Genomic DNA, 23,410 nt, shown 5'->3' on the forward strand with positions numbered 1-23,410 from the left:
GACGCCGCTTGCTGCTCTGGAACCGCAATGACCAAAGTCGACTTCTATATCCTGCCCAGCGCCGATCCTTCGGCTCGCCTGGACTTTGCCTGCAAGCTCACCGAGAAAGCCTGGCGCATGGGCCGCCGCATCTACCTGCATTGCAGCGACGCGGCTCAGCGCGATGACCTCGATGCACGACTGTGGACGTTCAAGGGCGAAACGTTCGTGCCGCATGGCCCGGCCGACAGCGAACCGGACGGTCTGATTGTGTTGGGATTGGGTGATGACTGCGGTCAGCATCAGGATTTGCTGGTCAACCTCGACCTGAAAGTCCCGGCCTTCGCCAGCAAATTCGCCCGCGTGGCGGAAGTGGTGGTCGAAGATCCGACGATTCGGGCGGCCGCGCGGGAGAGTTTCCGTTTCTACCGCGAACAGGGCTATCCTCTGCAAGATCACCGTTTACAGCGACTCTGAGCATTCCAATGGACACTCCGAAACCGCAACAAAAGTCCGCACACCTGTTGGATGATCTTGAATCGATCCGCCAGTTGCTCGGCGATGACAACCTGCAACCGCCACTGCTGACCGATACGGTCGATGACGGTGAACAGGAACAGGAACAGATTCCGATGCTGTTCGATTCGGTCGGCAACGAGCCGGCAGCCGTCGAACCGCCTCCCGCGCCAGCCCCGACACCCGCAGCGCCAGCGGCGGCACCTGTGAATAAAGGCCCGGACGCCCTGCTCCACCTCGACAGCGAACTGCGCGCCGCCGCGCAATTGATCATGCAAGACGTGATTGACGACTTCGCCCCGCACATCGAAACCGAAATCAAACGCCGCCTCGATGCGCGCATGGAACGGCTCCTCAGCCAGTACGAATAACGCGCACCGTGTAGGAGCTGCCGCAGGCTGCGATCTTTTGACCTTTGTTTTTTAAAGACAAGATCAAAAGATCGCAGCCTTCGGCAGCTCCTACATTTAGATCTCCATCCGGCCCGCCCCGCTCGCCCTCGGCCCCATGCCCCGCTATACTCGTCGGCTTTTCCTGAATTAATGCCAATAGGGTCCCGCCGCGCATGGATAAGACCTACCAGCCGCACGCCATTGAAACTTCCTGGTACAACACCTGGGAGTCCGAGAACTACTTCGCCCCGCAAGGCGCGGGCGACTCCTACACCATCATGATCCCGCCGCCGAACGTCACCGGCAGCCTGCACATGGGTCACGGTTTCAACAACGCGATCATGGACGCCCTGATCCGTTTCCGCCGCATGCAGGGTCGCAACACCCTGTGGCAGCCGGGCACCGACCACGCCGGTATCGCCACGCAAATGCTGGTGGAGCGTCAACTCGAAGCCCAGGGCCAGAATCGCCACGATCTGGGCCGCGAAAAATTCCTCGAGAAAGTCTGGGAGTGGAAGGATCAGTCCGGCGGCAACATCAGCCGTCAGATCCGCCGCCTCGGCTCATCCGTTGACTGGAGCCGCGAGCGCTTCACCATGGACGACGGCCTCTCGGAAGCGGTTAAAGAAGCGTTTGTGCGCCTGCACGAAGACGGTCTGATTTACCGCGGCAAGCGTCTGGTCAACTGGGACACCAAACTGCACACGGCGATTTCCGACCTCGAAGTGGAAAACCACGACGAGAAGGGTTTCCTGTGGAACCTGAAGTACCCGCTGGCCGACGGCGCGAAAACCGCTGAAGGCAACGACTTCCTGATCGTCGCGACCACCCGTCCGGAAACCATGCTCGGCGACTCCGCCGTCGCGGTGAACCCGAACGATGAGCGCTACAAATCCCTGATCGGCAAGTTTGTCGAGCTGCCGCTGGTTGGCCGCCGCATCCCGATCATCGCCGACGATTACTGCGATCCTGAATTCGGCACCGGTTGCGTGAAAATCACCCCGGCCCACGATTTCAACGACTACGAAGTCGGCAAGCGCCACAACCTGCCGCTGCTGAACATCTTCGACAAGAACGCCAATGTGCTGCCGGCAGCTCAGGTGTTCAACCTCGACGGCACACTGAACGACAGCATCGATGGCGCGATTCCGGCTGAATACGCCGGCCTTGAGCGTTTCGAAGCGCGCAAGCAGATCGTTGCCGCATTCGATGCCGCCGGCCTGCTGGTCAGCGTCAACGACCACGGTCTTAAAGTGCCGAAAGGCGACCGCTCCGGCACCATCATCGAGCCGTGGCTGACCGACCAGTGGTACGTGTCGACCAAACCTTTGGCCGAGCCTGCGATTGCTGCCGTTGAAGACGGCCGTATCCAGTTCGTGCCGAAGCAGTACGAAAACATGTACTTCTCGTGGATGCGCGACATCCAGGACTGGTGCATCAGCCGTCAGCTGTGGTGGGGCCACCGGATTCCGGCCTGGTATGACGAGTCGGGCAAGGTCTACGTCGGTCGCGACGAAGCCGAAGTGCGGGCCAAGCACAACCTCGGCCCGGACGTGGCGCTGCAACAAGACAACGACGTACTCGACACCTGGTTCAGTTCCGGCCTGTGGACGTTCTCCACGCTGGGCTGGCCTGAGCAGACCGAGTTCCTGAAGAAATTCCACTCCACCGACGTACTGGTGACGGGCTTCGACATCATTTTCTTCTGGGTTGCCCGGATGATCATGCTGACCATGCACCTGATCAAGAACGAGGACGGCACCCCGCAGGTGCCGTTCAAGACCGTTTATGTGCACGGTCTGGTGCGCGATGGCCAGGGCCAGAAGATGTCCAAGTCCAAGGGCAACGTCCTTGACCCGCTGGACATCATCGACGGTATCGAGCTGGAAGAACTGGTGCAGAAACGCACCTCTGGCCTGATGCAGCCGAAACTGGCGAAGAAGATCGAGAAGCAGACCCGCGACGAGTTCGCCGACGGCATCGCAAGCTACGGCACCGACGCCCTGCGCTTCACCTTCTGCTCGCTGGCTTCGACCGGTCGCGACATCAAGTTCGACATGGGCCGCGTCGAAGGCTATCGCAACTTCTGCAACAAGATCTGGAACGCCGCGCGTTATGTTCTGGACAAGGGCGAAGACTGCGGCCAGAACGGCGAAGCCTACGAGCTGTCGCTGGCGGATCGCTGGATCATCTCGCAACTGCAACGCACTGAAGCCGAAGTGACCCGTCAACTCGACCAGTTCCGTTTCGACCTCGCCGCGCAAGCGCTGTACGAGTTCATCTGGAACCAGTACTGCGACTGGTACCTGGAACTGTCCAAGCCTGTGCTGTGGGACGAGAACGCGCCGGTTGAGCGTCAGCGCGGCACTCGCCGTACGCTGGTTCGCGTACTGGAAGTGGCACTACGCCTGGCGCATCCGTTCATGCCGTTCATCACTGAAGAAATCTGGCAGCGCATTGCGCCGCTGGCCGGCATTCAGGGCAAGACGATCATGCTGCAAGCGTGGCCAGTGGCCAACGAAGAGCGCATTGATCCGGCCGCCGAAGACGATATCGAATGGCTCAAGGAACTGATGCTCGGCACGCGTAACATCCGTGGCGAAATGAACATCGGCCCGGGCAAGCCACTGCCGATCTACCTGAAGAACGTCAGCGCTGAAGACCAGCGCCGTCTGACCGAGAACGAAGCGCTGCTGAAGAAGCTGGCGCGTCTGGAATCGATCACCGTTCTGGCGGCTGGCGAAGAAGCACCGTTGTCCGCTACCGCTCTGGTTGGCGAGATGGAAGTGCTGGTGCCGATGGCCGGCCTGATCGACAAGGGCGCTGAGCTCGCGCGTCTGGACAAGGAAATCCTGCGTCTGCAGGGCGAAGTCCAGCGCGTTGGCGGCAAACTGTCCAACGCCGGTTTCGTCGACAAGGCCCCGGCCGAAGTCATCGAAAAGGAACGCGCCAAACTGGCCGAGGCTGAACAAGCCCTGGGCAAACTGGCCGAGCAGCATGCGCGGATTGCCAGCCTGTAACGGCAAATCGCATTGAAAAGGCGCGCCACCCGATTGGGTGACGCGCCTTTTTATTGCCTACCTTCCTTCATCCACTGCCAATCCCTGTGGGAGCGAGCTTGCTCGCGAAGAGGCCGTGTCAGGCGAAAGTGATGTTGACTGAGAGGACGCTTTCGCGAGCAAGCTCGCTCCCACAGAGATCGGTGGTGTTGCTGATATTGAGTTCGCAGCGGCTGGATGTGGGACAATACCCGCCACTTTCAGCCATACCCGAATCGACCACGCCCATGAACGCCCCCCGCACCCCAAAACCTGCGCGCAAGAAGCCTGACTCCGCGACCCCGGCCAAGAGCGTCGAGCCGCGTGAAAAGGCCAGCCTGCACCCGCGCAATCGCCATCAGGGTCGTTACGACTTCCCGGCGCTGATCAAAACCACGCCGGAACTGGCGAAGTTCGTGATCACCAACCCGTACGGCAAGGAAAGCATCGACTTCGCCAGCCCCGATGCGGTGCGCGTGTTCAACCGGGCGCTGCTCAAGTCGTTTTATGGCATCCAGCATTGGGACATCCCGGCAGACTACCTCTGCCCACCTGTGCCGGGTCGTGCCGATTACGTGCACTTCCTTGCGGATTTGCTGGCGAGCATGAACGACGGCAAGGTGCCACGCGGCGCGATCGTCAACGTGCTGGACATCGGCATGGGCGCCAACTGCGTGTATCCGCTGATCGGTAACAGCGAATACCGTTGGCACTTCCTCGGTTCGGAGATCGACCCGACGGCCGTGGCTGCTGCCAAGGCCATCGTTCAGTCCAACGACCTGAGCAAGGTCATCCAGCTGCGCCAACAGGAAAACCGCAAGCACATCCTGATTGGCTTGCTGGAGCCAGGTGAGCGTTTCGACCTGACCATGTGCAACCCGCCGTTCCACGCCTCGATGGACGAAGCGACCAAGGGCAGCGAGCGCAAGTGGCGCGCACTGGGCCGTGCCGACCCGAAACGCAAACTGCCGGTGCTGAACTTCGGTGGCCAGTCGGCGGAGCTGTGGTGTGAAGGCGGCGAAGCGCGTTTCGTGACGCAACTGATCGCCGAGAGCGCGAACTTCCAGCACAAAGTGCTGTGGTTCAGCACACTGGTGTCGAAAGCCTCGAACCTGCCCGCGATCGAAACCGCACTGAAAAAGGCCGGCGTGCTGGAAAGCCAGGTGGTGGAGATGTCGCAAGGGCAGAAGCAGAGCCGCTTTGTGGCCTGGACGTTCCAGACCAAGTCCGAGCAGCAGATCTGGCGCCGCGAGCGCTGGGTTCGCTAACCCCGCTCGGCCCCCTGTAGGAGCTGCGGCACGCTGCGATCTTTTGATCTTGATTGATTTTCAAACACAAAATCAAAAGATCGCAGCGTGCCGCAGCTCCTACAGTGGTAACGCGTCAAATCGCAGACACAAAAAAACCGTGCCCGGATCGCTCCGGAGCACGGTTTTTTTATCGCTGCGTCTTACTTGTTCACAGCGTCGGTCAGGCCTTTGGCCACAACCAGCTTGATCACTTTCTTTGCAGGGATTTCGATGGCAGCGCCAGTCGAAGGGTTACGGCCAGTGCGGGCAGGACGCTCGGTCACTTTCAGCTTGCCGATACCTGGCAAGGTGATTTCGCCGCCGTTTTCCAGCTGATCGGCAACGATTTGGCCCAGTTGGTCCAGAGCGTTACGCGCGGTGGTTTTCGGCGCGTCGATAGCTTCAGCGATGTCGGCGATCAGTTGGTCTTTAGTAAGAGCCATGTAGTGTTCCTTCCCTATCAAATTCATATGGATTGCAGAGTGCAGTGTCAGCCATCGAGCCCGATCTTCTGGATCTGGCACCCTCGGCGATAACCACGACGAGTCGGGTTATAGATACCGAAATCAGGGTTTGGTTCGACCTGACAAATGCTGATTGCACGCTTAACGCAGTGACTTCGCGTAAGACCGGGCAAAACTAGCACAGAGACGGGGAAATATCCGCCTCTAGCTACCCATTTGGTCAGCTTTATTGCTCTAAATCGGTAAAAAACTGCATATGCGTCAGTGCGCGCCCCGGTTTTGCCCTACAACCCGCGCCAAAACCAATGGTTGCGGTACACTGGGCGCTTTTTCGGGGGAGCCTGCCCTCCTCCCTTCCAACAGCCGAGAAGCCCATGCCGATCCGTCATTGCATCGTCCACCTGATCGACAAAAAACCCGACGGCACGCCCGCAGTTCTGCACGCCCGTGACACGGAACTGGCCGAGTCTGCAGCCATCGAAAACATGCTCGCCGACCTCAACGAGAGCTATAACGCCAAACAGGGCAAAGCCTGGGGCCTGTTTCATCCAGAGTCCGGCGCATTCCCGTTCAGCGGCTGGCTGAAGGAATACATGGAAGGCGGCAAGGATTTCACCGCGTTCAGCAAAGTCGCGGTCGAGCACCTGCAAAAGTTGATGGAGGAATCGAACCTGTCCGTCGGCGGCCATGTGCTGTTCGCTCACTATCAGCAAGGCATGACCGATTACCTGGCGATCGCCCTGCTGCACCACAGCGAAGGCGTGGCGGTGACTGACGAGCTGGACGTGACCCCGTCGCGCCACCTCGACCTCGGCCAGTTGCACCTGGCGGCGCGCATCAACGTCTCCGAGTGGCAGAACAACAAGCAGTCCAAGCAGTACATCTCGTTCATCAAGGGCAAGAACGGCAAAAAGGTCTCGGAATACTTCCGCGACTTCATCGGCTGCCAGGAAGGTGTCGACGGGCCGGGCGAGACGCGCACGCTGCTCAAGGCGTTCAGCGACTTCGTGGAAAGCGAAGACCTGCCGGAAGAATCCGCCCGCGAGAAGACCAAGACGTTGGTCGACTACGCCAGCAGCCAGGCCAAACTCGGCGAGCCAATGGGCCTGGAAGAACTCTCCGAGCTGATCGATGAAGAGCGTCCGAAAGCCTTTTACGATCACATTCGCAACAAGGACTACGGTCTGTCGCCAGAGATTCCGGCGGACAAACGCACCTTGAATCAATTTCGCCGCTTCACCGGCCGCGCCGAGGGCCTTTCGATCAGCTTTGAAGCGCACCTGTTGGGCTCGAAGATCGAATACGACGAAGAAGCTGGCACCCTGGTGATCAAAGGCCTGCCAACCTCGCTCACCGATCAGCTGAAGCGCCGTAACTGATGCTCGGCAATGTGCTGAAGAAGGTCGCGCTGGTTCTGCTGGTGGTCGTGGTTTATCAGAACTGGGGCAAGATCGAGCGGGTGTTCAATCCGTCGCAGATGGTTGCAGAGCAGACCCGGGCGCAGGCCAATGTCGTGCTTTACGCCACCGACTGGTGCGGCTACTGCAAGCAGACCAAGCGCTTTCTCGACAGCAAGGGGATTCCCTTCAAGGAGTTCGATATCGAGAAGGATGCCGAGGCACGCAAGGCGTACGAGGCATTGGGTGGGCGCGGGATTCCGTTGATCGACGTCAACGGCACGCTGATTCGCGGATTCGACCCGGACGAAATCCTCGCCGCCCTGAAATAACCTGTAGGAGTGAGCCTGCTCGCGATAGCGGTGTGTCAGTCGATAAATCCGCCGATTGACACACCGCTATCGCGAGCAGGCTCACTCCTACAAAGTTTTGCATCAGACTTGAGAGATCAGCGTGCTTCGATACGGAAGCCGAATCGCGGGAAGTGCACATGCACCACACCGCCACGCTCGTCTTCACGACGAATGATCAGCTCTTCGCTGCCGGCAAACAGCAGCTCACCCACCACCGGATCAACGCCGTAATCGGTCGCCGAGATTGCCACCTGCTGGCCAGTCTTGAAGCCGTTCGGATCAACAAACTGCTCATCCCGCAATGCCGCCGGTGTCGCGCTGCGTGCCACCTCAAGCGCCTCTTCCGACGTCATCGCACTGGCTGCGCCATGGCCAAAGCCCAATACTCGGCCCAACCAAGCCGAAACTGCCGGATACTCATCCACCAGTGGAGCCGTGACATGCGTGGCTTTCAGGAACCACATGGGATGCGCCAGTGCAAAGTCGGCAATCGACGGCTCGCCGAACAGGAAGTCGCCCTGCTCGCGCTGCAACTGCTGCTCCAGCCGCGCCATGATCGTCGGCCACTGATGCTTGGCTTGTTCGGCAGACAAACGCGTGGCGCTGCCACCACTGAACAGACCGGCGCGGTCGGCAATAAAAGCTTTGATCGCTTCCGGCGGCAACTTGGCGAAACGCACCGCCACCGATTCCGGCTGAAACACCAGGCTCACCGCATGCTGGAACACCACTGAATCAGCCCACGCGGCAAAACTGGCAGCGGTAAATTCCTGACCTTCGGGGAAGAACGCCGGCAACGCCTTTTCCTGCTCCAGACGACGGGCGATCAGCGAAGTGTCGCAATAGATGTCGGCACCGATCTGCAATACAGGTGTCTTGCGGTAGCCACCGGTCAGGGCGGTCAGATCCGGTTTCGGCATCACCGGCGAGATGTGCACCGAGCGCCACGACAAGCCTTTGAAACCCAGCAGCAGGCGGGCCTTCTCGGCAAATGGAGAGGTCGGGTAATGATGCAGAATCAACTCGGACATGCTCGGCTCCGCCGCTCAGATAGTGAGCCAGCAGCTTAGCGTGCATTTGCTTAGCAGCCTACAGATCTGGCTGATGGGAACTGATCAGTCAGATTGATAAGACGCGACCAGGCATTCCTTGGCGCTCTTTCTGAGTTTTTTGATCAGGCGTTCTTGACGCAGTGCATCGCTCTTATCGCGGCACAGCTCGGTATAAACCAGCGCCATCGCCGGGCTGGAGAGGAAGAACCGCGCGCCTTTGCCGCTTTGATGTTTGGCGAAACGGCGCACCGGATCGTCGCTGATCCCGCAATACAAAGAGCCATTGGCTGCGCGAACGAGATAGACGAACCAGGACTTGCTCACTGGTTCGGCAGCGTCGACGGATTTTTCGCTAAGGCTGGTCACTTCGGGATCAAGACGTGTAGGAAACAGGCGGCGATCTTATCAGCGACCGGCCTGAAATGCCTTCAGTCCCTTCAGCGCCTGAGCGCGTACGGCGTTGCGCACCAGCGGCGTCCAGCCGAGCAGAAGGCCTTTGAAACCAAGGGCCTGACGCGACCAGCGCCACAGATCGAAGTGATCGTGGTGCTCGCAGATCTTGCCGTCACGGAAGACGAAACGGGCCTGGATATCGTTGATGACGATGTTGCCGGTCTGGCTGAACAGGTAGGTCGCGATCCAATGTGCGCCGCCGCTGCGCTCGTCGGCGCGGACGTTGTCGAAGGTCAGCGAGAAGTCTTTGGCGCGGGTGGTGAGCATGCGCCACATGTCGCCGGCATCGCGCCCGCGCAGTTCGCCGAAGGCCGGATCGCTGAACACCACGTCGTCGGTGTAGCAGGCGGCCATGGCTTCGGCATCGAGGCGCTGGAAGGCCTGGTAGAAGCGGGTAATCAACGCTGCGTGGGCTTCACTCATGGGCAAACTCCAAATTAGGTACAGAGTGCCAGCACGATAATCCGCAATGCGCAGAAACACTATCGGCATTCGCCCAGCGAATACCACGCAAGATCTTCAAGGCGCCCCAAAAAACTGTGGGAGCGAGCTTGCTCGCGAAGAGGCCGGCACATTCAGCATGATCTGTGCCTGAACCACCGTCTTCGCGAGCAAGCTCGCTCCCACATTGGATATCACTGCCCCCAAAAAAGGGTTACGCGTCAGATTCTTTCGCTTTGCACTTGCACGTACAGCGCACGCCCGGCGCCAAGGCCGGCGATGATCGCGCCGGTGCCAATGATGCCAAAGATCCAGCCCACAGCATTCCAGCCACCCGTCCAGTCATGCACCACACCCACGGCGAACGGTCCCATCGACGCCAGCGTATAGCCGAAGCCCTGAGACATGCTCGACAGGTTCGCCGCGACATGGGAATCGCGCGAACGCAGCACGATCAACGTCAGCGCCAGACTGAACGTACCGCCCTGCCCCAGCCCCAGCAGAATCGCCCAGCCCCACAGGCCCTCGATCGGCGCGTACAGGCAGCCGAACAGACCGCTAAGGGTCAGCGCCATGACCACCACGATTGCCAGACGCTGATCCTTGCCACGGGTCGCCAGCCACGGCGCGGCCAGAGAACTGGCAAGTTGAATAATCACCGAACCGGACAACACCAGACCGGCCTGGGTTGGCGTCAGGCCACGACCGATCAGGATCGACGGCAACCAGCCGAAGACGATATAGGCCAGCGAAGACTGCAGGCCCATGTACAAGGTCACCTGCCAGGCCAGCGGATCACGCAGCAGACCGCGCACGCGATAGGCGACGTTGTGCGCGCCATGCTTTTGCCCGACTTGCGGCAGCCAGAACACCGCCGCCACCAAAGCTGGAATCACCCAAAAGCCCAGGCCCATCGCCCAACTGCCACCAAAATGCTCGCTTAACGGCACGCTGGAACCGGCCGCCATCGCCGCGCCCAGACACAGGGCCATGGTGTAGACGCCAGTCATGGTGCCGGCATGTTTGGCGAAATCGCGTTTGACGATGCCCGGCAAAAGCACGCCGACGATGCCGATGCTCGCGCCGCCCAATACGCTGCCAGCGAACAATCCGATCTCGCCAAAGTTGCTGCGCAAAATGATCCCGCCAGCCAGTGTCAGCAGGATCCCCAGCACCACCCGTTCAGCGCCAAAACGCCGTGCCAGAATCGGCGCCAGCGGTGCGAACAAACCGAGGCAGAGCACCGGCAGTGTGGTCAGCAAACCGGCCTGAGCCGCCGACAAGCCAAGGCTTTTCGACACATCGCTGAGCAGCGGCGCCATGCTCGACAGCGCCGGGCGCAAATTCAGCGCGACCAGAATCAAGCCGAGCAGCAACAACCACGGCCGGCGCACCAGCGGATGGCTTTGTTGCACTTGCTCGTCGTCAGCCTCGGCGTCGATCAGCAGCTCTTCAAGTTCTGCCGTACGTTTGGGGGTTGTGGATATCTCACTGCGGGACATGGATTTCTCGGTTTCAAGGTTCATTGATCAACTGTCTCGACAAGGCTTTGGCCCGTTCCGGGTCGCGTTGCTCGACCGCATCAAGCAACTCGATGTGCAGGTCGAACACTTCCTGACGGCGCGGGACGATGTTCAGGGTCTGGCGCAATTGCGCGCCGACGATGCTGGAAAAATAGCGATACAACTCGCTGAGGGTCGGGTTGTGCGCGGCGTCGACCAGACGGCGGTGGAACACCAGATCGCAGGCGATGTAGGTGTCGAGGTCGCCGTGATAGTGGCTGCCGCTGGTGCCGAGCGCGTCGCGCAATGCGACGAGGTCTTCGTCGGTGCGGCGCAATGCTGCCAGGCCGATGGCCTCGACTTCGAGGATGTGCCGGGTTTCCCGTGCCTGTTCCAGCGAGCATTGCGACAGCGCTTTCAGGGTATCCATCGGATCAACCACTGCGCGCAGGTAACTGCCGTCGCCCTGACGAATCTCGATCAGCCCGGAAAACGCCAACACGCGCATGGCTTCACGCACGGTGTTGCGGCTGATGCCCAGCTCGGCGCAGAGCTCGGGTTCGGTCGGCAATCGCTCGCCGACCTGCCAGGCACCGCTGTTGATGCGCTGACGAAGTTGATCCAGGGCCTGATCGACCAGGGATCGTTTGATGAGTGGAGAAATGTCTGACATAGGATTCGCCCTTTCATCCAATCATCGGATGAATTTTCTGACATGTTAGTCAGACCCGTGTAGGACGGCAACCACCTAGGGTCAATCGGAGACACATGGAGCGGCATTTTCGATTGGTCAAAATTACCCTTTAAGGGTAATTTCAGGGACAGGGTTTTGGTTTCTTATGGAAAAGAACACACCCCATTATGAGCTGGCGGTAATCAAGGCTGAGGTGAGGCGGTTAGGTCAAAAAGCGTTCACCAAAGCTTCGGTCAAATCAGCGGAGAAGCTCGGCTTCAACCTCAGCGAAATGCTAGAGATCGTTTTCGAGCTACAAACCAGGATGTTGTACAAATCGATGACTACTTATGACGATCATCGAATCTGGCAAGACGTGTATCACATCAATTCACGAGATCAGGAGATTTACGTCAAGGTGACCTACCGCCCCGGCGGCAGCCCACCGGTAATCTCCTTCAAGGAGAAAAACCCATGAAAACCCAGCAATGTGTCAGCTGCGGTGCACGTGAGGGAATGAGGCATTTCCAGGGTCGCGGAGAAACCCTGAGTGTCAAAGGCATGGAGCGCCGTGTAGACGATCTATCTGGTTGGGAGTGCCAGAAGTGCGGTGAAGTGGAATGGGATTTCGACACCGATAGTGCTGAGCGTTATTGTAATGCCGGTGACGAGTTGGTTCTCGCTGGCAGACAAATGATCGGCGCCGAGATGAAACGTATTCGACGCAAACTGCACCTGACGCAGAAAGAGACGGTGCAACTGCTCTCTGGTGGCGGGCATAACGCATTCTCTCGCTACGAACGCGGCGAGTTACTTCCACCCAAAGCATTGGTGCTGCTGATGCGTCTATTGGATCGTCATCCCTACATGCTCGTCGATATCCAGAGCTTGGCTGAAGGCGCAGACCTGCGAGGTTTCACCCACACCGTGCACAAGGAACACGAAACCCTCACCGTTTCCTGACTCCAAAAAACAAACCCGGCACAAGGCCGGGTTCGTTTTACCCACAAACCATCAATGCAAAATCTGACTCAAGAACAACTTCGTCCGCTCATTCTGCGGATTATCGAAGAAGTCATTCGGCGCCGCCTGTTCAACGATCTCACCCTTGTCCATGAAGATCACACGGTTGGCCACGGTACGGGCAAAGCCCATCTCGTGGGTCACGCAGAGCATGGTCATGCCGTCTTCAGCCAGACCGATCATGGTGTCGAGTACTTCCTTCACCATCTCCGGATCGAGCGCTGAAGTCGGTTCATCGAACAGCATGATTTTCGGCTTCATGCACAGGGCGCGGGCGATCGCCACACGCTGTTGCTGACCACCGGACAGTTGCCCCGGGAATTTATGCGCCTGCTCCGGAATGCGTACGCGTTCCAGGTAATGCATGGCGATTTCCTCGGCCTTGCGCTTGGGCATCTTGCGCACCCACATCGGGGCCAGGGTGCAGTTCTGCAAAATGGTCAGGTGCGGGAACAGGTTGAAGTGCTGGAACACCATGCCGACTTCACGGCGGATCGCTTCGATCTGTTTGAGGTCGTTGGTCAGTTCCACGCCGTCGACGACGATGCGGCCCTGCTGGTGCTCTTCCAGACGATTGAGGCAACGGATCGTCGTCGATTTGCCGGACCCCGACGGGCCGCACAGGACGATACGCTCGCCCTGTTTGACGTTGAGGTTGATGTCTTTCAGCACGTGGAACTGGCCGTACCACTTGTTGACGCCCTGCATCTGAATAATGCCTTCAGGACCTACAGGCTTTTTGATTGCTTCACTCATTTACAGAACTCCTAACGCTTGTGGCCAGTGTCGAGCTTGCGTTCCAGATGCATGGAATAGCGCGACATACCAAAACAGAAAATCCAGAACACCAGGGCGGCGAACACGTAGCCTTCGGTGGCCATGCCCAGCCATTTCGGATCGGCAGCGGCTTGTTTGACGCTGTTGAGCAGGTCAAACAGACCGATGATGATCACAAGGCTAGTGTCCTTGAACAGCGCAATGAACGTATTGACGATGCCGGGGATCACCAGCTTCAGAGCTTGCGGCAAAATCACCAGGCCCATCGAACGCCAGTAACCGAGGCCCATCGCTGCAGCCGCTTCGTACTGACCTTTGGGAATCGCTTGCAGACCACCGCGCACCACCTCAGCCACATAGGCCGACTGGAACAGGATCACGCCGATCAGCGCCCGCAGCAACTTGTCGAAGTTCATGCCTTCAGGCAGGAACAACGGCAGCATCACCGAGGACATGAACAGCACCGTGATCAACGGCACGCCGCGCCAGAACTCGATGAAGGTCACGCAGACCACACGAATCGCCGGCATGTTCGAACGACGGCCCAGCGCCAGCACAATCCCCAGCGGCAACGCACCGGCGATGCCGACCGTCGCAATGACCAGGGTCAGCATCAAGCCGCCCCACTGGCTGGTCGCCACATTGCTCAGGCCGAAACCGCCGTGCAGCAGGATGTAGGCAATGATCGGGTACAGCACCAGGAAACTCAGCCCGTACACCGCTTTATGCGCAAAGCGCGAGATGAACAGGGGCGCCACGCCGATGACCGCCAGCCACACGGTCAGGTCCACGCGCCAGCGCAGTTCCGGCGGGTAGTAGCCGTACATGAACTGGCCGAATCGCTGCTGAATAAACACCCAGCAGGCGCCTTCCTTGGTGCAGTCGGCGCGGGTGGTGCCGACCCAGTTGGCATCAATGATTGCCCAGCTGAGAATCGGTGGCACCACGAGGTAGATCAGGTAGAACGCAAACAGGGTCAGCAGGGTGTTGAGCCAGCTGGAGAACATGTTCGCGCGCATCCACGCCACCACGCCGATGCTGCTGTTCGGTGGGGGCATGTCGGGTTTGAAAGTATGAGTACTCATGCGCTTTTCCTTACCGCTCGATCAGCGCAATGCGCTTGTTGTACCAGTTCATCAGCAGGGAAATGCTGATACTGATCGCCAGGTACACGCTCATGGTGATGGCAATCACTTCGATCGCCTGACCGGTCTGGTTGAGCACGGTGCCGGCGAACAGCGAAACCATTTCCGGGTAACCGATACCGGCCGCCAGCGAAGAGTTTTTCGCCAGGTTCAGGTATTGGCTGGTCAATGGCGGAATGATCACGCGCAGGGCTTGCGGAATGATCACCTTGCGCAGGGTCGGGCCGTTGCGCAGGCCGAGCGAACGCGCCGCTTCGGTCTGGCCATGGCTGACCGACTTGATCCCCGAACGCACGATCTCGGCGATGAACGCCGCGGTGTACACGGTCAGGGCCAGGGTCAAGGCGAGCAGTTCCGGGATCAGCACCCAGCCACCGACGAAGTTGAAGCCTGAAAGCTTGGGCATTTCCCAGTGCAGCGGGGCGCCAAAGATCAGTGCACACAAGGTCGGGATCACCAGCAGAATCGCCAGGCCTACCCAGAACTTGTGGAACGGAACGCCGGTTGCTTCGAAGCGCTTGTTGGCCCAGCGGCACATCAGCACGATGCCGACGATGGCCAGCACAATGCTGATCACGAACGCCCAGAAACCATCGGCAGCCAGTGCGGCCGGCATGTTCAGGCCTCGACTGCTGACGAAGAAGGTGTCGCCGAAGTTATGGCTGTTGCGCGGCCCCGGCATGGTCAGGAACACCGCGAAGTACCAGAACAGGATTTGCAGCAGCGGCGGAATGTTGCGGAACACCTCCACATAAACAGTCGCCAGTTTGCTGATGATCCAGTTCTGCGACAGCCGCGCCACACCGATGATGAACCCGAGGATCGTCGCCAGAACCACGCCGATCACGGTCACCAACAGGGTATTGAGCAGACCGATAACGAAGACGCGGGCATAGCTGTCCGCTTCGGTGTAGTCGATCAGGTGTTGAGCGATGCCGAACCCGGCACTGCGCTCCAGAAAGCCGAAACCGGAGGTAATGCCCCGGTGCTGAAGGTTGGTTTGCGTGTTGTCGAACAGGTACCAGCCCAGCGAGACCACCGCCACAACAGTGATGATCTGGAATAGCCACGCACGCACTCGTGGATCGCTGAGGCTGAACCTCTGCTTTGGTGCGCCGATTGAATTTTGCATGAAGTGCCCCGGAAGAAATGGAACAAGAACATCACCCGGCGGTTGGCCCGCCGGGCGATAGAACCATTAGCGCACTGGTGGTGCGTACTGAATGCCGCCGTTGTTCCACAGGGCGTTCAAGCCGCGGTCGATTTCCAGCGGAGTGCTCTTGCCGAGGTTTTTCTCGAAGATTTCGCCGTAGTTGCCGACTTGTTTGACGATCTGCACAACCCAGTCTTTCGGCAGTTTCAGGTCTTTGCCGTACTCGCCGTCAGCACCGAGCATACGGGCGACGTCCGGGTTCTTGGTCGACTTGGCTTCAGCTTCGACGTTCTTCGACGTGATGCCGGCTTCTTCGGTGTTGAGCAGCGCGTAGCCAACCCAACGCACGATCGCCAGCCACTCGTCGTCGCCGTTACGTACGACCGGGCCCAGGGGTTCTTTGGAAATGGTTTCCGGCAGCACCACGTAGTCCTTCGGCGACGCCAGCTTGGAGCGCTGGGCAAACAGTTGGGACTTGTCGGAGGTCAGCACGTCGCAACGACCGGACTCCAGCGACTTGGCGCTTTCATCGGAGGTATCGAAAGTGATCGGGGTGTATTTCAGACCGTTGCCACGGAAGTAGTCGGAAACGTTCAGCTCGGTGGTCGTACCGGCCTGGATGCAGATGGTTGCACCGTCCAGCTCTTTGGCACTTTTCACGCCCAGCTTGTTGTTCACCAGGAAGCCGATGCCGTCGTAGTAGGTAATGAAGCCCGGGAATTTCAGGCCCATGCCCGCGTCACGCGAACTGGTCATGGTGGTGTTGCGCGACAGGATGTCGATCTCGCCGGATTGCAGCGCGGTGAAGCGCTCCTTGGCGTTCAACTGACTGAATTTGACCTTGGTCGCGTCGCCGAAAACGGCAGCGGCCACAGCGCGGCAGACGTCAGCGTCGATCCCGAGGATCTTGCCGGTTGCGTCCGGTACCGAGAAGCCCGGCAGACCGTCGCTCACGCCACACTGCACGAAACCTTTCTTCTGCACTGCATCCAGGGTTGCACCCGCCTGAGCGAACCCGCTGACACCGAGTACTGTTGCTGCAGTCACGATCGCCAGAGTGGATTTCAACATCTTCATTCAAACCTCCAGTTTTGCTCTTGTTGTGTCGGAGCTTGAGTCCAGTCGCACCCTTTTGAGGCGTTGTTGACCCGTGTTGGCTTTTTTTGGGGTCAACCGACGTAAGACCTTCGCTATGAGTCTAGTAGGAGAAAATCCACATCATGGACAACTCACTTCTCACCAATCGGCCGAACGGGCTGTAGCCCTTTCACGTTCGCTGAGCCCGTAGCGGCCATTGGCGAACATCCATCACCGGATTCTTTGCCATCCCGTCGCGGGTCGTACACTGATAGTGTTACCGCCACGCGTGGGACGCTTCGTACAGAACCTTCCATAGCAAAGCCCGTACCACACCTGTCGCGGAATCGATTCGGCGACAGGTCAATAGCAAAACTTGTAACCTTGCGACATCTTCTTAACGGATCAACCGGACGCGCACTCGAATCACGCACTTAATGAGAGCGCACGCACATATTTGGAGCAAACATGACCGAGCCCTTGATTCTTCAGCCTGTTAAGCCCGCAGACGCCTGCGTGATCTGGCTGCACGGCCTCGGCGCCGATCGCTACGACTTCCTGCCGGTCGCCGAGGCGTTGCAGGAAACCCTGCTGAGCACGCGCTTCGTCCTGCCGCAGGCGCCGACTCTTCCAGTGACGATAAATGGCGGATATGCCATGCCGAGCTGGTACGACATTAAAGCCATGAGCCCGGCGCGGGCGATTGACCGTGAGCAGTTGGAAGCGTCGGCGGATCGCATCATTCAATTGATCGAAAACGAGCGCGCCAGCGGAATAGACGCCTCGCGGATTTTCCTCGCCGGTTTTTCCCAGGGTGGCGCCGTGGTGTTGCACACCGCTTTTGTGAAATGGCAGGGGCCGTTGGGCGGCGTGCTGGCGTTGTCGACGTATGCGCCGACCTTCAGTGATGAGATGCAGCTTTCAGCCAGTCAACAGCGCATTCCCGCGATAAGCCTGCACGGCCAGTTCGACAACGTGGTGCAGAACTCGATGGGGCGCAGTGCCTATGAGCATTTGGTGAAGCATGGTGTCACCGTGACATGGCAGGAATACCCAATGGAGCACGAAGTGTTACCCGCGGAGATTCGCGACATTGGCGTCTGGTTGAGCGAGCGCTTGCGCTAGGCGTCGAGATTAAAACCACCCTTTGATCCCTCCCCCTACGCCGCGCCCGTTTCTTGCATTACACTGGCCGGCGTACATTCCTTAACCAATTGATGAGATGACCGTGCTCAAAGCACTCAAGAAGATGTTCGGTAAAAGCGAGGCTGAGCAGCTCGCGCCAGTTCCCAGTGCGCCGTCGCACGCCCCCGGTCATCGCAACGATGCGCCCCAGGCCGACCGCCCCGCTGCCGTAGCAGCACCGAAGCAAGACACGAAACCCGCTCCGGCCGCGCCAATCGCCGCCGAGCCTGCGCGCAATGAAGAGCCGAAACCGGCCAGACCGCGCCGCGAGCCGAAGCCCAAGGCACCGGTGATTCCGTGGAAACTCGAAGACTTCGTCGTCGAGCCACAGGAAGGCAAAACCCGCTTCCATGATTTCAAGCTTTCACCAGAACTGATGCATGCCATTCAGGATCTGGGCTTCCCGTATTGCACGCCGATCCAGGCGCAGGTGCTGGGCTTTACCCTCGCCGGCAAAGACGCCATTGGCCGCGCGCAGACCGGTACTGGCAAGACTGCCGCGTTCCTGATCTCGATCATCACCCAGCTGCTGCAAACGCCGCCGCCGAAAGAACGCTACATGGGCGAACCCCGTGCGCTGATCATCGCGCCGACCCGTGAGCTGGTGGTGCAGATCGCTAAAGACGCCGCTGACCTGACCAAGTACACCGGCCTCAACGTCATGACGTTCGTCGGCGGCATGGACTTCGACAAGCAGCTCAAGCACCTCGAAGCGCGCCACTGCGACATCCTCGTCGCGACCCCGGGCCGCCTGCTCGACTTCAACCAGCGTGGCGACGTGCACCTGGACATGGTCGAAGTCATGGTGCTGGACGAAGCCGACCGCATGCTCGACATGGGTTTCATCCCGCAAGTACGCCAGATCATTCGCCAGACCCCGCCGAAGTCCGAGCGCCAGACCCTGCTGTTCTCCGCGACCTTCACCGAAGACGTGATGAACCTCGCCAAGCAGTGGACCACCGACCCGTCGATCGTCGAGATCGAGTCGCAGAACGTGGCCAACGAAAACGTCGAGCAGCACATCTATGCGGTCGCCGGTGCCGACAAATACAAACTGCTCTACAACCTGGTCAACGATAACGGCTGGGAACGCGTGATCGTGTTTGCCAACCGCAAAGACGAAGTGCGTCGTATCGAAGAGCGTTTGGTGCGTGACGGCATCAACGCTGCGCAATTGTCTGGTGATGTGCCGCAACACAAGCGCATCAAGACCCTGGAAGGTTTCCGCGAAGGCAAGATTCGCGTGCTGGTCGCCACCGATGTCGCCGGCCGCGGCATCCACATCGACGGCATCAGCCACGTGATCAACTTCACCCTGCCGGAAGTCCCGGACGACTACGTACACCGCATCGGCCGGACCGGTCGTGCTGGCGCCGATGGCGTGTCGATCAGCTTCGCCGGTGAGGACGACTCCTACCAGTTGCCGTCCATCGAAGAGAAGCTCGGTCGCAAGATCAGCTGTGAAACGCCGCCGACGCATCTGTTGCGAGCGGTTGAGCGCAAGCGTCCGCAGTAAGCGACGTTTAGCAGAAAAGCGCAGCCGGCGACGGACTGCGCTTTTTTTTGCCCGGCATTTGATCAGGTGCTTGCGAGACAAAACTAAAAGTCCATAATGGACAAATTAGTTTATATCTAGACTCCGGAGCCTGACATGTCCAATACACCCTACGTGATAGACCAGCATCGGGCCCGCGAGCTGCTGGCGCGCATCGATGTGCCGCAGATCCTGCGCAAGCTGTTTCGCGACCTCGCCGCCGAGCACGCCGTGCAACCTGCGCAGCAACGGGTGGAATTCCCACAGGGTGCCGGCGACTTCATCAACTATCTGGGGGTGCTGGCAGAGGACGGCGTGTACGGTATGAAGACCTCGCCGTATATCGTTCGCGAGCAAGGCGCGCTGGTCACGGCGTGGACGCTGCTGATGTCGATGAAAACCGGCCAGCCGCTGCTGCTCTGCGATGCCGGTGAACTGACCACCGCACGCACCGCCGCGACCACTGCCGTGGCAGTCGACGCCCTCGCGCCGTTGAATGCCACGCGACTGGCAATCATCGGCAGCGGTAAAGTTGCCCAGGCGCATCTGCATTACGTGAAGTCGCTGCGTGACTGGCAGAGCATCAGCGTGTATTCGCCAAGTCTGTCCGCCGACGCTCAAACCCGGGCACTGTTGAAAGCCATGACGCCCAATCTGAAGATCGCTGACAGCCGTGAAGCGGCCATCGCCGAGGCTGACGTGATCATGCTGTGCACCTCGTCAGCCGGGCCAGTGATCGATCCCGCCGCACTAAGCAAACCGGCCCTGATCACCTCGATCAGCACCAACGCCCCACGCGCCCACGAAGTGCCGCCGCAGAGCCTCAACGACATGCAGGTGTTCTGCGACTATCGTCTGACCACGCCGGGTTCGGCAGGTGAGATGTTGATCGCCAGTGAACAGCATGGCTGGAGCCAGGATTCGATTGTTGGCGACCTCGCCGACCTGCTCAGCGAAAAAGTCCAGCGCCCGGGTTACGACCGTCACGTGTTCTTCCGTTCAATCGGCCTTGGCCTGGAAGACATTGCCCTGGCCAATGCGGTTTTTCACTTAACCCACTAACACCACAAATCCCCCTGTAGGAGTGAGCCTGCTCGCGATAGCGATCTTACATTCAGCATTATTGTTGGCTGGTAAACCGCTATCGCGAGCAGGCTCACTCCTACAGGGGATAGCGAACTCTTGGATTATGCGTACCTACTGGAGACCTTCATGAGCCAGGCAGATTTCATCATCATCGGCGGCGGAATTGCCGGCGCTTCCAGCGGTTTCTGGCTGTCGCCGCACGGCAAAGTCATCGTGCTCGAACGTGAATCCCACCCGGCCTATCACTCCACCGGGCGCTCCGCCGCGCTGTTCACCGCCGCTTACGGCACACCGCAAGTGCGCGCACTGACCCAGGCCAGCCGGGCGTTTTTCGACAACCCGCCCAGCGGTTTCTGCGAACACCCGCTGTTGACCCCACGCGGCGAAATGACCGTGGATTTCACCGGTGACGCTGCCGAACTCAACAACCAATACCTCAGCGCCAAAGCAACCGTGCCAGAAATGCAGTTGCTCACTGCCGACGAAGCCTGCGCGCGGCTGCCGATCCTGCGCCGGGAAAAAGTCCACGGCGCGATCTACGACCCGAGCGCCAGCGACATCGACACCGATGCTCTGCATCAAGGCTACCTGCGCGGTATCCGGCGCAACAACGGCGAAGTCCACACCGATTGCGAAGTGCTTGGTCTGAGCCGTGACGTCAATGGCCTCTGGCACGTGCAGACCAACGGCCAATCCTTCAGCGCACCGGTGATCATCAACGCCGCCGGCGCCTGGGCCGACAAGATCGGCGCACTGGCCGGCGCCAGGCCACTGGGCTTGCAACCAAAACGCCGCGCCGCCTTCATCTTCGCCGGCCCCGAAGGCGTCGACATTCATCACTGGCCGATGCTGGTCAGCCTCGACGAATCCTTCTATATGAAGCCTGACGCCGGCATGTTCCTCGGCTCGCCGGCCAACGCCGACCCGGTCGAGCCCCACGACGTGCAGCCGGAAGAACTGGACATCGCCATGGGCATTTACCAGATCGAAGAGGCCACCACGCTGACCATCCGCCGCCCGACCCGCACCTGGGCCGGGCTGCGCAGTTTTGTCGCCGACGGTGATTTGCTCAGCGGCTTCGATCCGCAGGTATCGGGGCTGTTCTGGGTGGCAGCCCAAGGGGGTTACGGTATCCAGACTTCGCCGGCGATGGGCCAGGCCAGCGCGGCATTGGTGCGCGGTCAGCCGCTGCCCGAACAGTTGCATCAGTACGGCTTGAGCGCCGCCATGCTCTCCCCTGCCCGCCTCGCCTGATCGTCCCTGCGGATGACGCGCCCAACAGATTGCGGCACACTCGCAACGCCTCCTGATCAAGGGGGCGTTGACGCTGCCTGGAGCTCCACTGTCATGACTGCCCCTGAATTCGACCCGGCGCTGGATAACTTCCGCGCCGTCGCCGACGCCATCGCCACGCTGTTCTTTCCCCACGCCGAAGTAGTGCTGCACGACCTGCGCACGCAGAAGGTCGATTACATCGCCAACAACCTGTCCAAGCGTGAGATCGGTGACGACTCGTCATTGGAAGACATGCTCAGCGAGGATGTCAGCGACCGCAATATCGGCCCGTACGAAAAGCTCAATTGGGATGGCCAGAAGATCCGCAGCCTGAGCAGCGTCCTGCGCGACAGTGAAGGCCTGCCGCTGGCGGTGCTGTGCATCAATCTGAATATTTCGCTGTTCGAGAACGCCAAGGCGGCGCTGGACCTGTTTCTGTCGCCGAGCAAACTGATCCCGCAGCCGGACTCACTGTTTCGCGATGACTGGCAGGAGCGCATCAACACCTTCCTCCACGCCTGGCTGCGTGAACGCCAATTGAGCCTGAATGTGCTGACCCGCGATCACAAACGTGAACTGGTGCTGGCGCTGCACGCCGAAGGCGCGTTCAAGGGCAAGAGCGCCTCGAACTATGTGGCCAATGTGCTGAACATGGGGCGGGCGACGGTGTACAAGCATTTGAAGGAATTGAAGGGCTAGAGATTTGCGGTGATTTCTCTGACGTCATCGCGAGCAGGCTCACTCCTACAAGGGGAACGCATTCCAAATGTAGGAGTGAGCCTGCTCGCGATAGCGGACTATCAGTCGCCGTAGATATCGGACTTGAAATACTTCTCGGAAATCTTCTGGTACTCGCCACTCGCGCGAATGCCATCAATGGCGCCATTCAACTGGCTGACCAGTTCGGCATTACCCTTGCGCACTGCAATCCCCGCACCCTCTCCGACGTACTTCGGATCCTTCAATTCAGGCCCGACAAACGCATATCCCTTGCCACGCGGCATCGACAAAAAATCATTCAATGGAATGGTGTCGGCAAAAATCGCATCCAGCCGCCCTGCCGCCAGGTCCATGTAGATCTCTTCGTTATTGCTGTAGCGCTTGACGTTGATGCCCTTGGGTTCGAATACCTCGGTGGCATAACGATCAGTAGTCGTTGCACGCTGAACGCCGACGTTCTTGCCCTTGAGGCTGGCGTATTGATCATCAACCGTTGCGCCTTCTTTCATCACCAGCCGCGACGAGGTGAAGTAGTACTTGTGGGTGAAATCCACCGACTTCTTGCGGTCTTCGTTGATGGTCATCGACGACAGCGCCATGTCGATCTTCTTCACTTTCAGCGAAGGAATCAGACCGTCGAACTCACCTTCGACCCACACGCACTTGACCTTCATCTGCGCGCACAGCGCATTGCCGATGTCATAGTCGAAACCGACGATCTCGCCCTTGTCGGTTTTCGAGGCGAATGGCGGGTATGCGGCTTCGATACCGATGCGCAGGGTTTGCTCGGCGGCGAACACGCTGGTGGCGGCCAACAGGCTGAGGGCCAGACCGGTGATGAGGGGGAGTTTCTTCATGTTCATTCTCTCGCGGGTTGTTGTTGGTT

At 59.4% G+C, this 23,410-nt stretch carries 24 protein-coding genes; 13 read left to right on the forward strand and 11 right to left on the reverse strand.

Annotated features, from left to right (window positions below):
- The first annotated feature begins 27 nt into the window (after positions 1-27).
- From ACWR1S_RS20580 to rlmF, 4 genes are all read left to right on the forward strand, one after another.
- Complete coding sequence (locus ACWR1S_RS20580; RefSeq protein WP_454564766.1) at positions 28-456, forward strand: DNA polymerase III subunit chi; 429 nt, start codon at positions 28-30, stop codon at positions 454-456.
- A gap of 8 nt (positions 457-464) precedes the next feature.
- Entirely contained in the window at positions 465-866 is a 402-nt protein-coding gene (locus ACWR1S_RS20585; RefSeq protein WP_454564767.1) for a DNA polymerase III subunit chi, read from the forward strand.
- Between the two features lie 194 nt (positions 867-1,060).
- Positions 1,061-3,907 (forward strand): valine--tRNA ligase, encoded by a 2,847-nt coding sequence (locus tag ACWR1S_RS20590; protein WP_454564768.1) that lies wholly within the window; start codon positions 1,061-1,063, stop codon positions 3,905-3,907.
- A gap of 266 nt (positions 3,908-4,173) precedes the next feature.
- The gene (gene rlmF / locus ACWR1S_RS20595; protein WP_454564769.1) at positions 4,174-5,193 is read left to right on the forward strand and encodes a 23S rRNA (adenine(1618)-N(6))-methyltransferase RlmF; all 1,020 of its coding nucleotides are present in this window, start codon (positions 4,174-4,176) and stop codon (positions 5,191-5,193) included.
- A 182-nt stretch (positions 5,194-5,375) separates the two neighbouring features.
- Here the strand turns inward: rlmF and ACWR1S_RS20600 are convergent, their stop codons facing one another.
- Positions 5,376-5,657: an HU family DNA-binding protein gene (locus tag ACWR1S_RS20600; RefSeq protein WP_003221909.1), complete on the reverse strand. Its 282-nt coding sequence runs from the start codon at positions 5,655-5,657 to the stop codon at positions 5,376-5,378.
- 395 nt (positions 5,658-6,052) lie between these two features.
- On the opposite strand from ACWR1S_RS20600, the gene yejK reads away from it, so the two are divergent.
- Both yejK and ACWR1S_RS20610 read left to right on the forward strand, forming a co-directional pair.
- Positions 6,053-7,057 (forward strand): nucleoid-associated protein YejK, encoded by a 1,005-nt coding sequence (gene yejK, locus ACWR1S_RS20605; protein WP_007909053.1) that lies wholly within the window; start codon positions 6,053-6,055, stop codon positions 7,055-7,057.
- The gene (locus tag ACWR1S_RS20610; RefSeq protein WP_034154584.1) at positions 7,057-7,407 is read left to right on the forward strand and encodes a glutaredoxin family protein; all 351 of its coding nucleotides are present in this window, start codon (positions 7,057-7,059) and stop codon (positions 7,405-7,407) included. Before yejK ends, ACWR1S_RS20610 begins: the two co-directional genes overlap by 1 nt.
- A gap of 116 nt (positions 7,408-7,523) precedes the next feature.
- Here the strand turns inward: ACWR1S_RS20610 and ACWR1S_RS20615 are convergent, their stop codons facing one another.
- From ACWR1S_RS20615 to ACWR1S_RS20635, 5 genes are all read right to left on the reverse strand, one after another.
- On the reverse strand, positions 7,524-8,459 hold the full coding sequence (locus tag ACWR1S_RS20615; protein ID WP_454564770.1) for a glutathione S-transferase family protein: 936 nt from the start codon (positions 8,457-8,459) through the stop codon (positions 7,524-7,526).
- An 84-nt stretch (positions 8,460-8,543) separates the two neighbouring features.
- Positions 8,544-8,846, reverse strand: coding sequence for a GIY-YIG nuclease family protein (locus ACWR1S_RS20620; RefSeq protein WP_123595001.1), 303 nt, complete (start codon positions 8,844-8,846; stop codon positions 8,544-8,546).
- 39 nt (positions 8,847-8,885) lie between these two features.
- Positions 8,886-9,356, reverse strand: coding sequence for a nuclear transport factor 2 family protein (locus ACWR1S_RS20625; protein WP_454564771.1), 471 nt, complete (start codon positions 9,354-9,356; stop codon positions 8,886-8,888).
- A 239-nt stretch (positions 9,357-9,595) separates the two neighbouring features.
- Entirely contained in the window at positions 9,596-10,900 is a 1,305-nt protein-coding gene (locus ACWR1S_RS20630; protein WP_454564772.1) for a CynX/NimT family MFS transporter, read from the reverse strand.
- The gene (locus ACWR1S_RS20635; RefSeq protein ID WP_454564773.1) at positions 10,890-11,549 is read right to left on the reverse strand and encodes a FadR/GntR family transcriptional regulator; all 660 of its coding nucleotides are present in this window, start codon (positions 11,547-11,549) and stop codon (positions 10,890-10,892) included. The genes ACWR1S_RS20630 and ACWR1S_RS20635 overlap by 11 nt, the downstream gene beginning before the upstream one ends.
- Positions 11,550-11,715: 166 nt before the next feature.
- On the opposite strand from ACWR1S_RS20635, the gene ACWR1S_RS20640 reads away from it, so the two are divergent.
- Together ACWR1S_RS20640 and ACWR1S_RS20645 are read left to right on the forward strand one after the other, a co-directional pair.
- A complete protein-coding gene (locus tag ACWR1S_RS20640; protein ID WP_454564774.1) occupies positions 11,716-12,027 on the forward strand; it encodes a type II toxin-antitoxin system MqsR family toxin in 312 nt (103 codons plus the stop codon).
- On the forward strand, positions 12,024-12,512 hold the full coding sequence (locus ACWR1S_RS20645) for a type II toxin-antitoxin system MqsA family antitoxin (protein WP_454564775.1): 489 nt from the start codon (positions 12,024-12,026) through the stop codon (positions 12,510-12,512). Before ACWR1S_RS20640 ends, ACWR1S_RS20645 begins: the two co-directional genes overlap by 4 nt.
- A 51-nt stretch (positions 12,513-12,563) precedes the next feature.
- On the opposite strand, the gene ACWR1S_RS20650 is transcribed toward ACWR1S_RS20645, so the two are convergent.
- From ACWR1S_RS20650 to ACWR1S_RS20665, 4 genes are all read right to left on the reverse strand, one after another.
- Positions 12,564-13,328, reverse strand: a complete 765-nt coding sequence (locus ACWR1S_RS20650) for an amino acid ABC transporter ATP-binding protein (RefSeq protein ID WP_008080191.1) — start codon at positions 13,326-13,328, stop codon at positions 12,564-12,566.
- 11 nt (positions 13,329-13,339) lie between these two features.
- Positions 13,340-14,434, reverse strand: coding sequence for an amino acid ABC transporter permease (locus ACWR1S_RS20655; protein ID WP_454564776.1), 1,095 nt, complete (start codon positions 14,432-14,434; stop codon positions 13,340-13,342).
- A gap of 10 nt (positions 14,435-14,444) precedes the next feature.
- A complete protein-coding gene (locus ACWR1S_RS20660) occupies positions 14,445-15,626 on the reverse strand; it encodes an amino acid ABC transporter permease (protein WP_454564777.1) in 1,182 nt (393 codons plus the stop codon).
- 66 nt (positions 15,627-15,692) lie between these two features.
- Positions 15,693-16,724 (reverse strand): amino acid ABC transporter substrate-binding protein, encoded by a 1,032-nt coding sequence (locus ACWR1S_RS20665; protein WP_007914328.1) that lies wholly within the window; start codon positions 16,722-16,724, stop codon positions 15,693-15,695.
- Between the two features lie 468 nt (positions 16,725-17,192).
- On the opposite strand from ACWR1S_RS20665, the gene ACWR1S_RS20670 reads away from it, so the two are divergent.
- The 5 genes from ACWR1S_RS20670 to ACWR1S_RS20690 all read left to right on the forward strand — a co-directional run bounded on the left by ACWR1S_RS20670 (position 17,193) and on the right by ACWR1S_RS20690 (position 22,503).
- Positions 17,193-17,849 carry an alpha/beta hydrolase gene (locus tag ACWR1S_RS20670; RefSeq protein WP_454564778.1) on the forward strand — a complete coding sequence of 219 codons (657 nt, stop codon included), beginning with the start codon at positions 17,193-17,195 and terminating at the stop codon, positions 17,847-17,849.
- A 97-nt stretch (positions 17,850-17,946) separates the two neighbouring features.
- Positions 17,947-19,425, forward strand: a complete 1,479-nt coding sequence (gene rhlB, locus ACWR1S_RS20675) for an ATP-dependent RNA helicase RhlB (protein WP_454564779.1) — start codon at positions 17,947-17,949, stop codon at positions 19,423-19,425.
- 135 nt (positions 19,426-19,560) lie between these two features.
- Positions 19,561-20,505: an ornithine cyclodeaminase family protein gene (locus ACWR1S_RS20680; protein WP_454564780.1), complete on the forward strand. Its 945-nt coding sequence runs from the start codon at positions 19,561-19,563 to the stop codon at positions 20,503-20,505.
- A 150-nt stretch (positions 20,506-20,655) separates the two neighbouring features.
- Entirely contained in the window at positions 20,656-21,783 is a 1,128-nt protein-coding gene (locus ACWR1S_RS20685) for an NAD(P)/FAD-dependent oxidoreductase (protein WP_454564781.1), read from the forward strand.
- 93 nt (positions 21,784-21,876) lie between these two features.
- Entirely contained in the window at positions 21,877-22,503 is a 627-nt protein-coding gene (locus ACWR1S_RS20690; protein ID WP_454564782.1) for a helix-turn-helix transcriptional regulator, read from the forward strand.
- Between the two features lie 101 nt (positions 22,504-22,604).
- Here the strand turns inward: ACWR1S_RS20690 and ACWR1S_RS20695 are convergent, their stop codons facing one another.
- The gene (locus ACWR1S_RS20695; RefSeq protein WP_454564783.1) at positions 22,605-23,381 is read right to left on the reverse strand and encodes an ABC transporter substrate-binding protein; all 777 of its coding nucleotides are present in this window, start codon (positions 23,379-23,381) and stop codon (positions 22,605-22,607) included.
- Positions 23,382-23,410 lie beyond the last annotated feature (29 nt).

Source organism: Pseudomonas sp. AIG, from assembly GCF_977020205.1.

Excerpts from the sequence above, each read along its gene's own strand:
- ACWR1S_RS20580 (WP_454564766.1), top strand. The coding sequence starts at position 28 with ATGACCAAAGTCGACTTCTATATCCTGCCCAGCGCCGATCCTTCGGCT.
- ACWR1S_RS20585 (WP_454564767.1), top strand. The coding sequence starts at position 465 with ATGGACACTCCGAAACCGCAACAAAAGTCCGCACACCTGTTGGATGAT.
- ACWR1S_RS20590 (WP_454564768.1), top strand. The coding sequence starts at position 1,061 with ATGGATAAGACCTACCAGCCGCACGCCATTGAAACTTCCTGGTACAAC.
- rlmF (WP_454564769.1), top strand. The coding sequence starts at position 4,174 with ATGAACGCCCCCCGCACCCCAAAACCTGCGCGCAAGAAGCCTGACTCC.
- ACWR1S_RS20600 (WP_003221909.1), bottom strand. The coding sequence starts at position 5,657 with ATGGCTCTTACTAAAGACCAACTGATCGCCGACATCGCTGAAGCTATC.
- yejK (WP_007909053.1), top strand. The coding sequence starts at position 6,053 with ATGCCGATCCGTCATTGCATCGTCCACCTGATCGACAAAAAACCCGAC.
- ACWR1S_RS20610 (WP_034154584.1), top strand. The coding sequence starts at position 7,057 with ATGCTCGGCAATGTGCTGAAGAAGGTCGCGCTGGTTCTGCTGGTGGTC.
- ACWR1S_RS20615 (WP_454564770.1), bottom strand. The coding sequence starts at position 8,459 with ATGTCCGAGTTGATTCTGCATCATTACCCGACCTCTCCATTTGCCGAG.
- ACWR1S_RS20625 (WP_454564771.1), bottom strand. The coding sequence starts at position 9,356 with ATGAGTGAAGCCCACGCAGCGTTGATTACCCGCTTCTACCAGGCCTTC.
- ACWR1S_RS20630 (WP_454564772.1), bottom strand. The coding sequence starts at position 10,900 with ATGAACCTTGAAACCGAGAAATCCATGTCCCGCAGTGAGATATCCACA.
- ACWR1S_RS20635 (WP_454564773.1), bottom strand. The coding sequence starts at position 11,549 with ATGTCAGACATTTCTCCACTCATCAAACGATCCCTGGTCGATCAGGCC.
- ACWR1S_RS20640 (WP_454564774.1), top strand. The coding sequence starts at position 11,716 with ATGGAAAAGAACACACCCCATTATGAGCTGGCGGTAATCAAGGCTGAG.
- ACWR1S_RS20645 (WP_454564775.1), top strand. The coding sequence starts at position 12,024 with ATGAAAACCCAGCAATGTGTCAGCTGCGGTGCACGTGAGGGAATGAGG.
- ACWR1S_RS20650 (WP_008080191.1), bottom strand. The coding sequence starts at position 13,328 with ATGAGTGAAGCAATCAAAAAGCCTGTAGGTCCTGAAGGCATTATTCAG.
- ACWR1S_RS20655 (WP_454564776.1), bottom strand. The coding sequence starts at position 14,434 with ATGAGTACTCATACTTTCAAACCCGACATGCCCCCACCGAACAGCAGC.
- ACWR1S_RS20660 (WP_454564777.1), bottom strand. The coding sequence starts at position 15,626 with ATGCAAAATTCAATCGGCGCACCAAAGCAGAGGTTCAGCCTCAGCGAT.
- ACWR1S_RS20665 (WP_007914328.1), bottom strand. The coding sequence starts at position 16,724 with ATGAAGATGTTGAAATCCACTCTGGCGATCGTGACTGCAGCAACAGTA.
- ACWR1S_RS20670 (WP_454564778.1), top strand. The coding sequence starts at position 17,193 with ATGACCGAGCCCTTGATTCTTCAGCCTGTTAAGCCCGCAGACGCCTGC.
- rhlB (WP_454564779.1), top strand. The coding sequence starts at position 17,947 with ATGACCGTGCTCAAAGCACTCAAGAAGATGTTCGGTAAAAGCGAGGCT.
- ACWR1S_RS20680 (WP_454564780.1), top strand. The coding sequence starts at position 19,561 with ATGTCCAATACACCCTACGTGATAGACCAGCATCGGGCCCGCGAGCTG.
- ACWR1S_RS20685 (WP_454564781.1), top strand. The coding sequence starts at position 20,656 with ATGAGCCAGGCAGATTTCATCATCATCGGCGGCGGAATTGCCGGCGCT.
- ACWR1S_RS20690 (WP_454564782.1), top strand. The coding sequence starts at position 21,877 with ATGACTGCCCCTGAATTCGACCCGGCGCTGGATAACTTCCGCGCCGTC.
- ACWR1S_RS20695 (WP_454564783.1), bottom strand. The coding sequence starts at position 23,381 with ATGAAGAAACTCCCCCTCATCACCGGTCTGGCCCTCAGCCTGTTGGCC.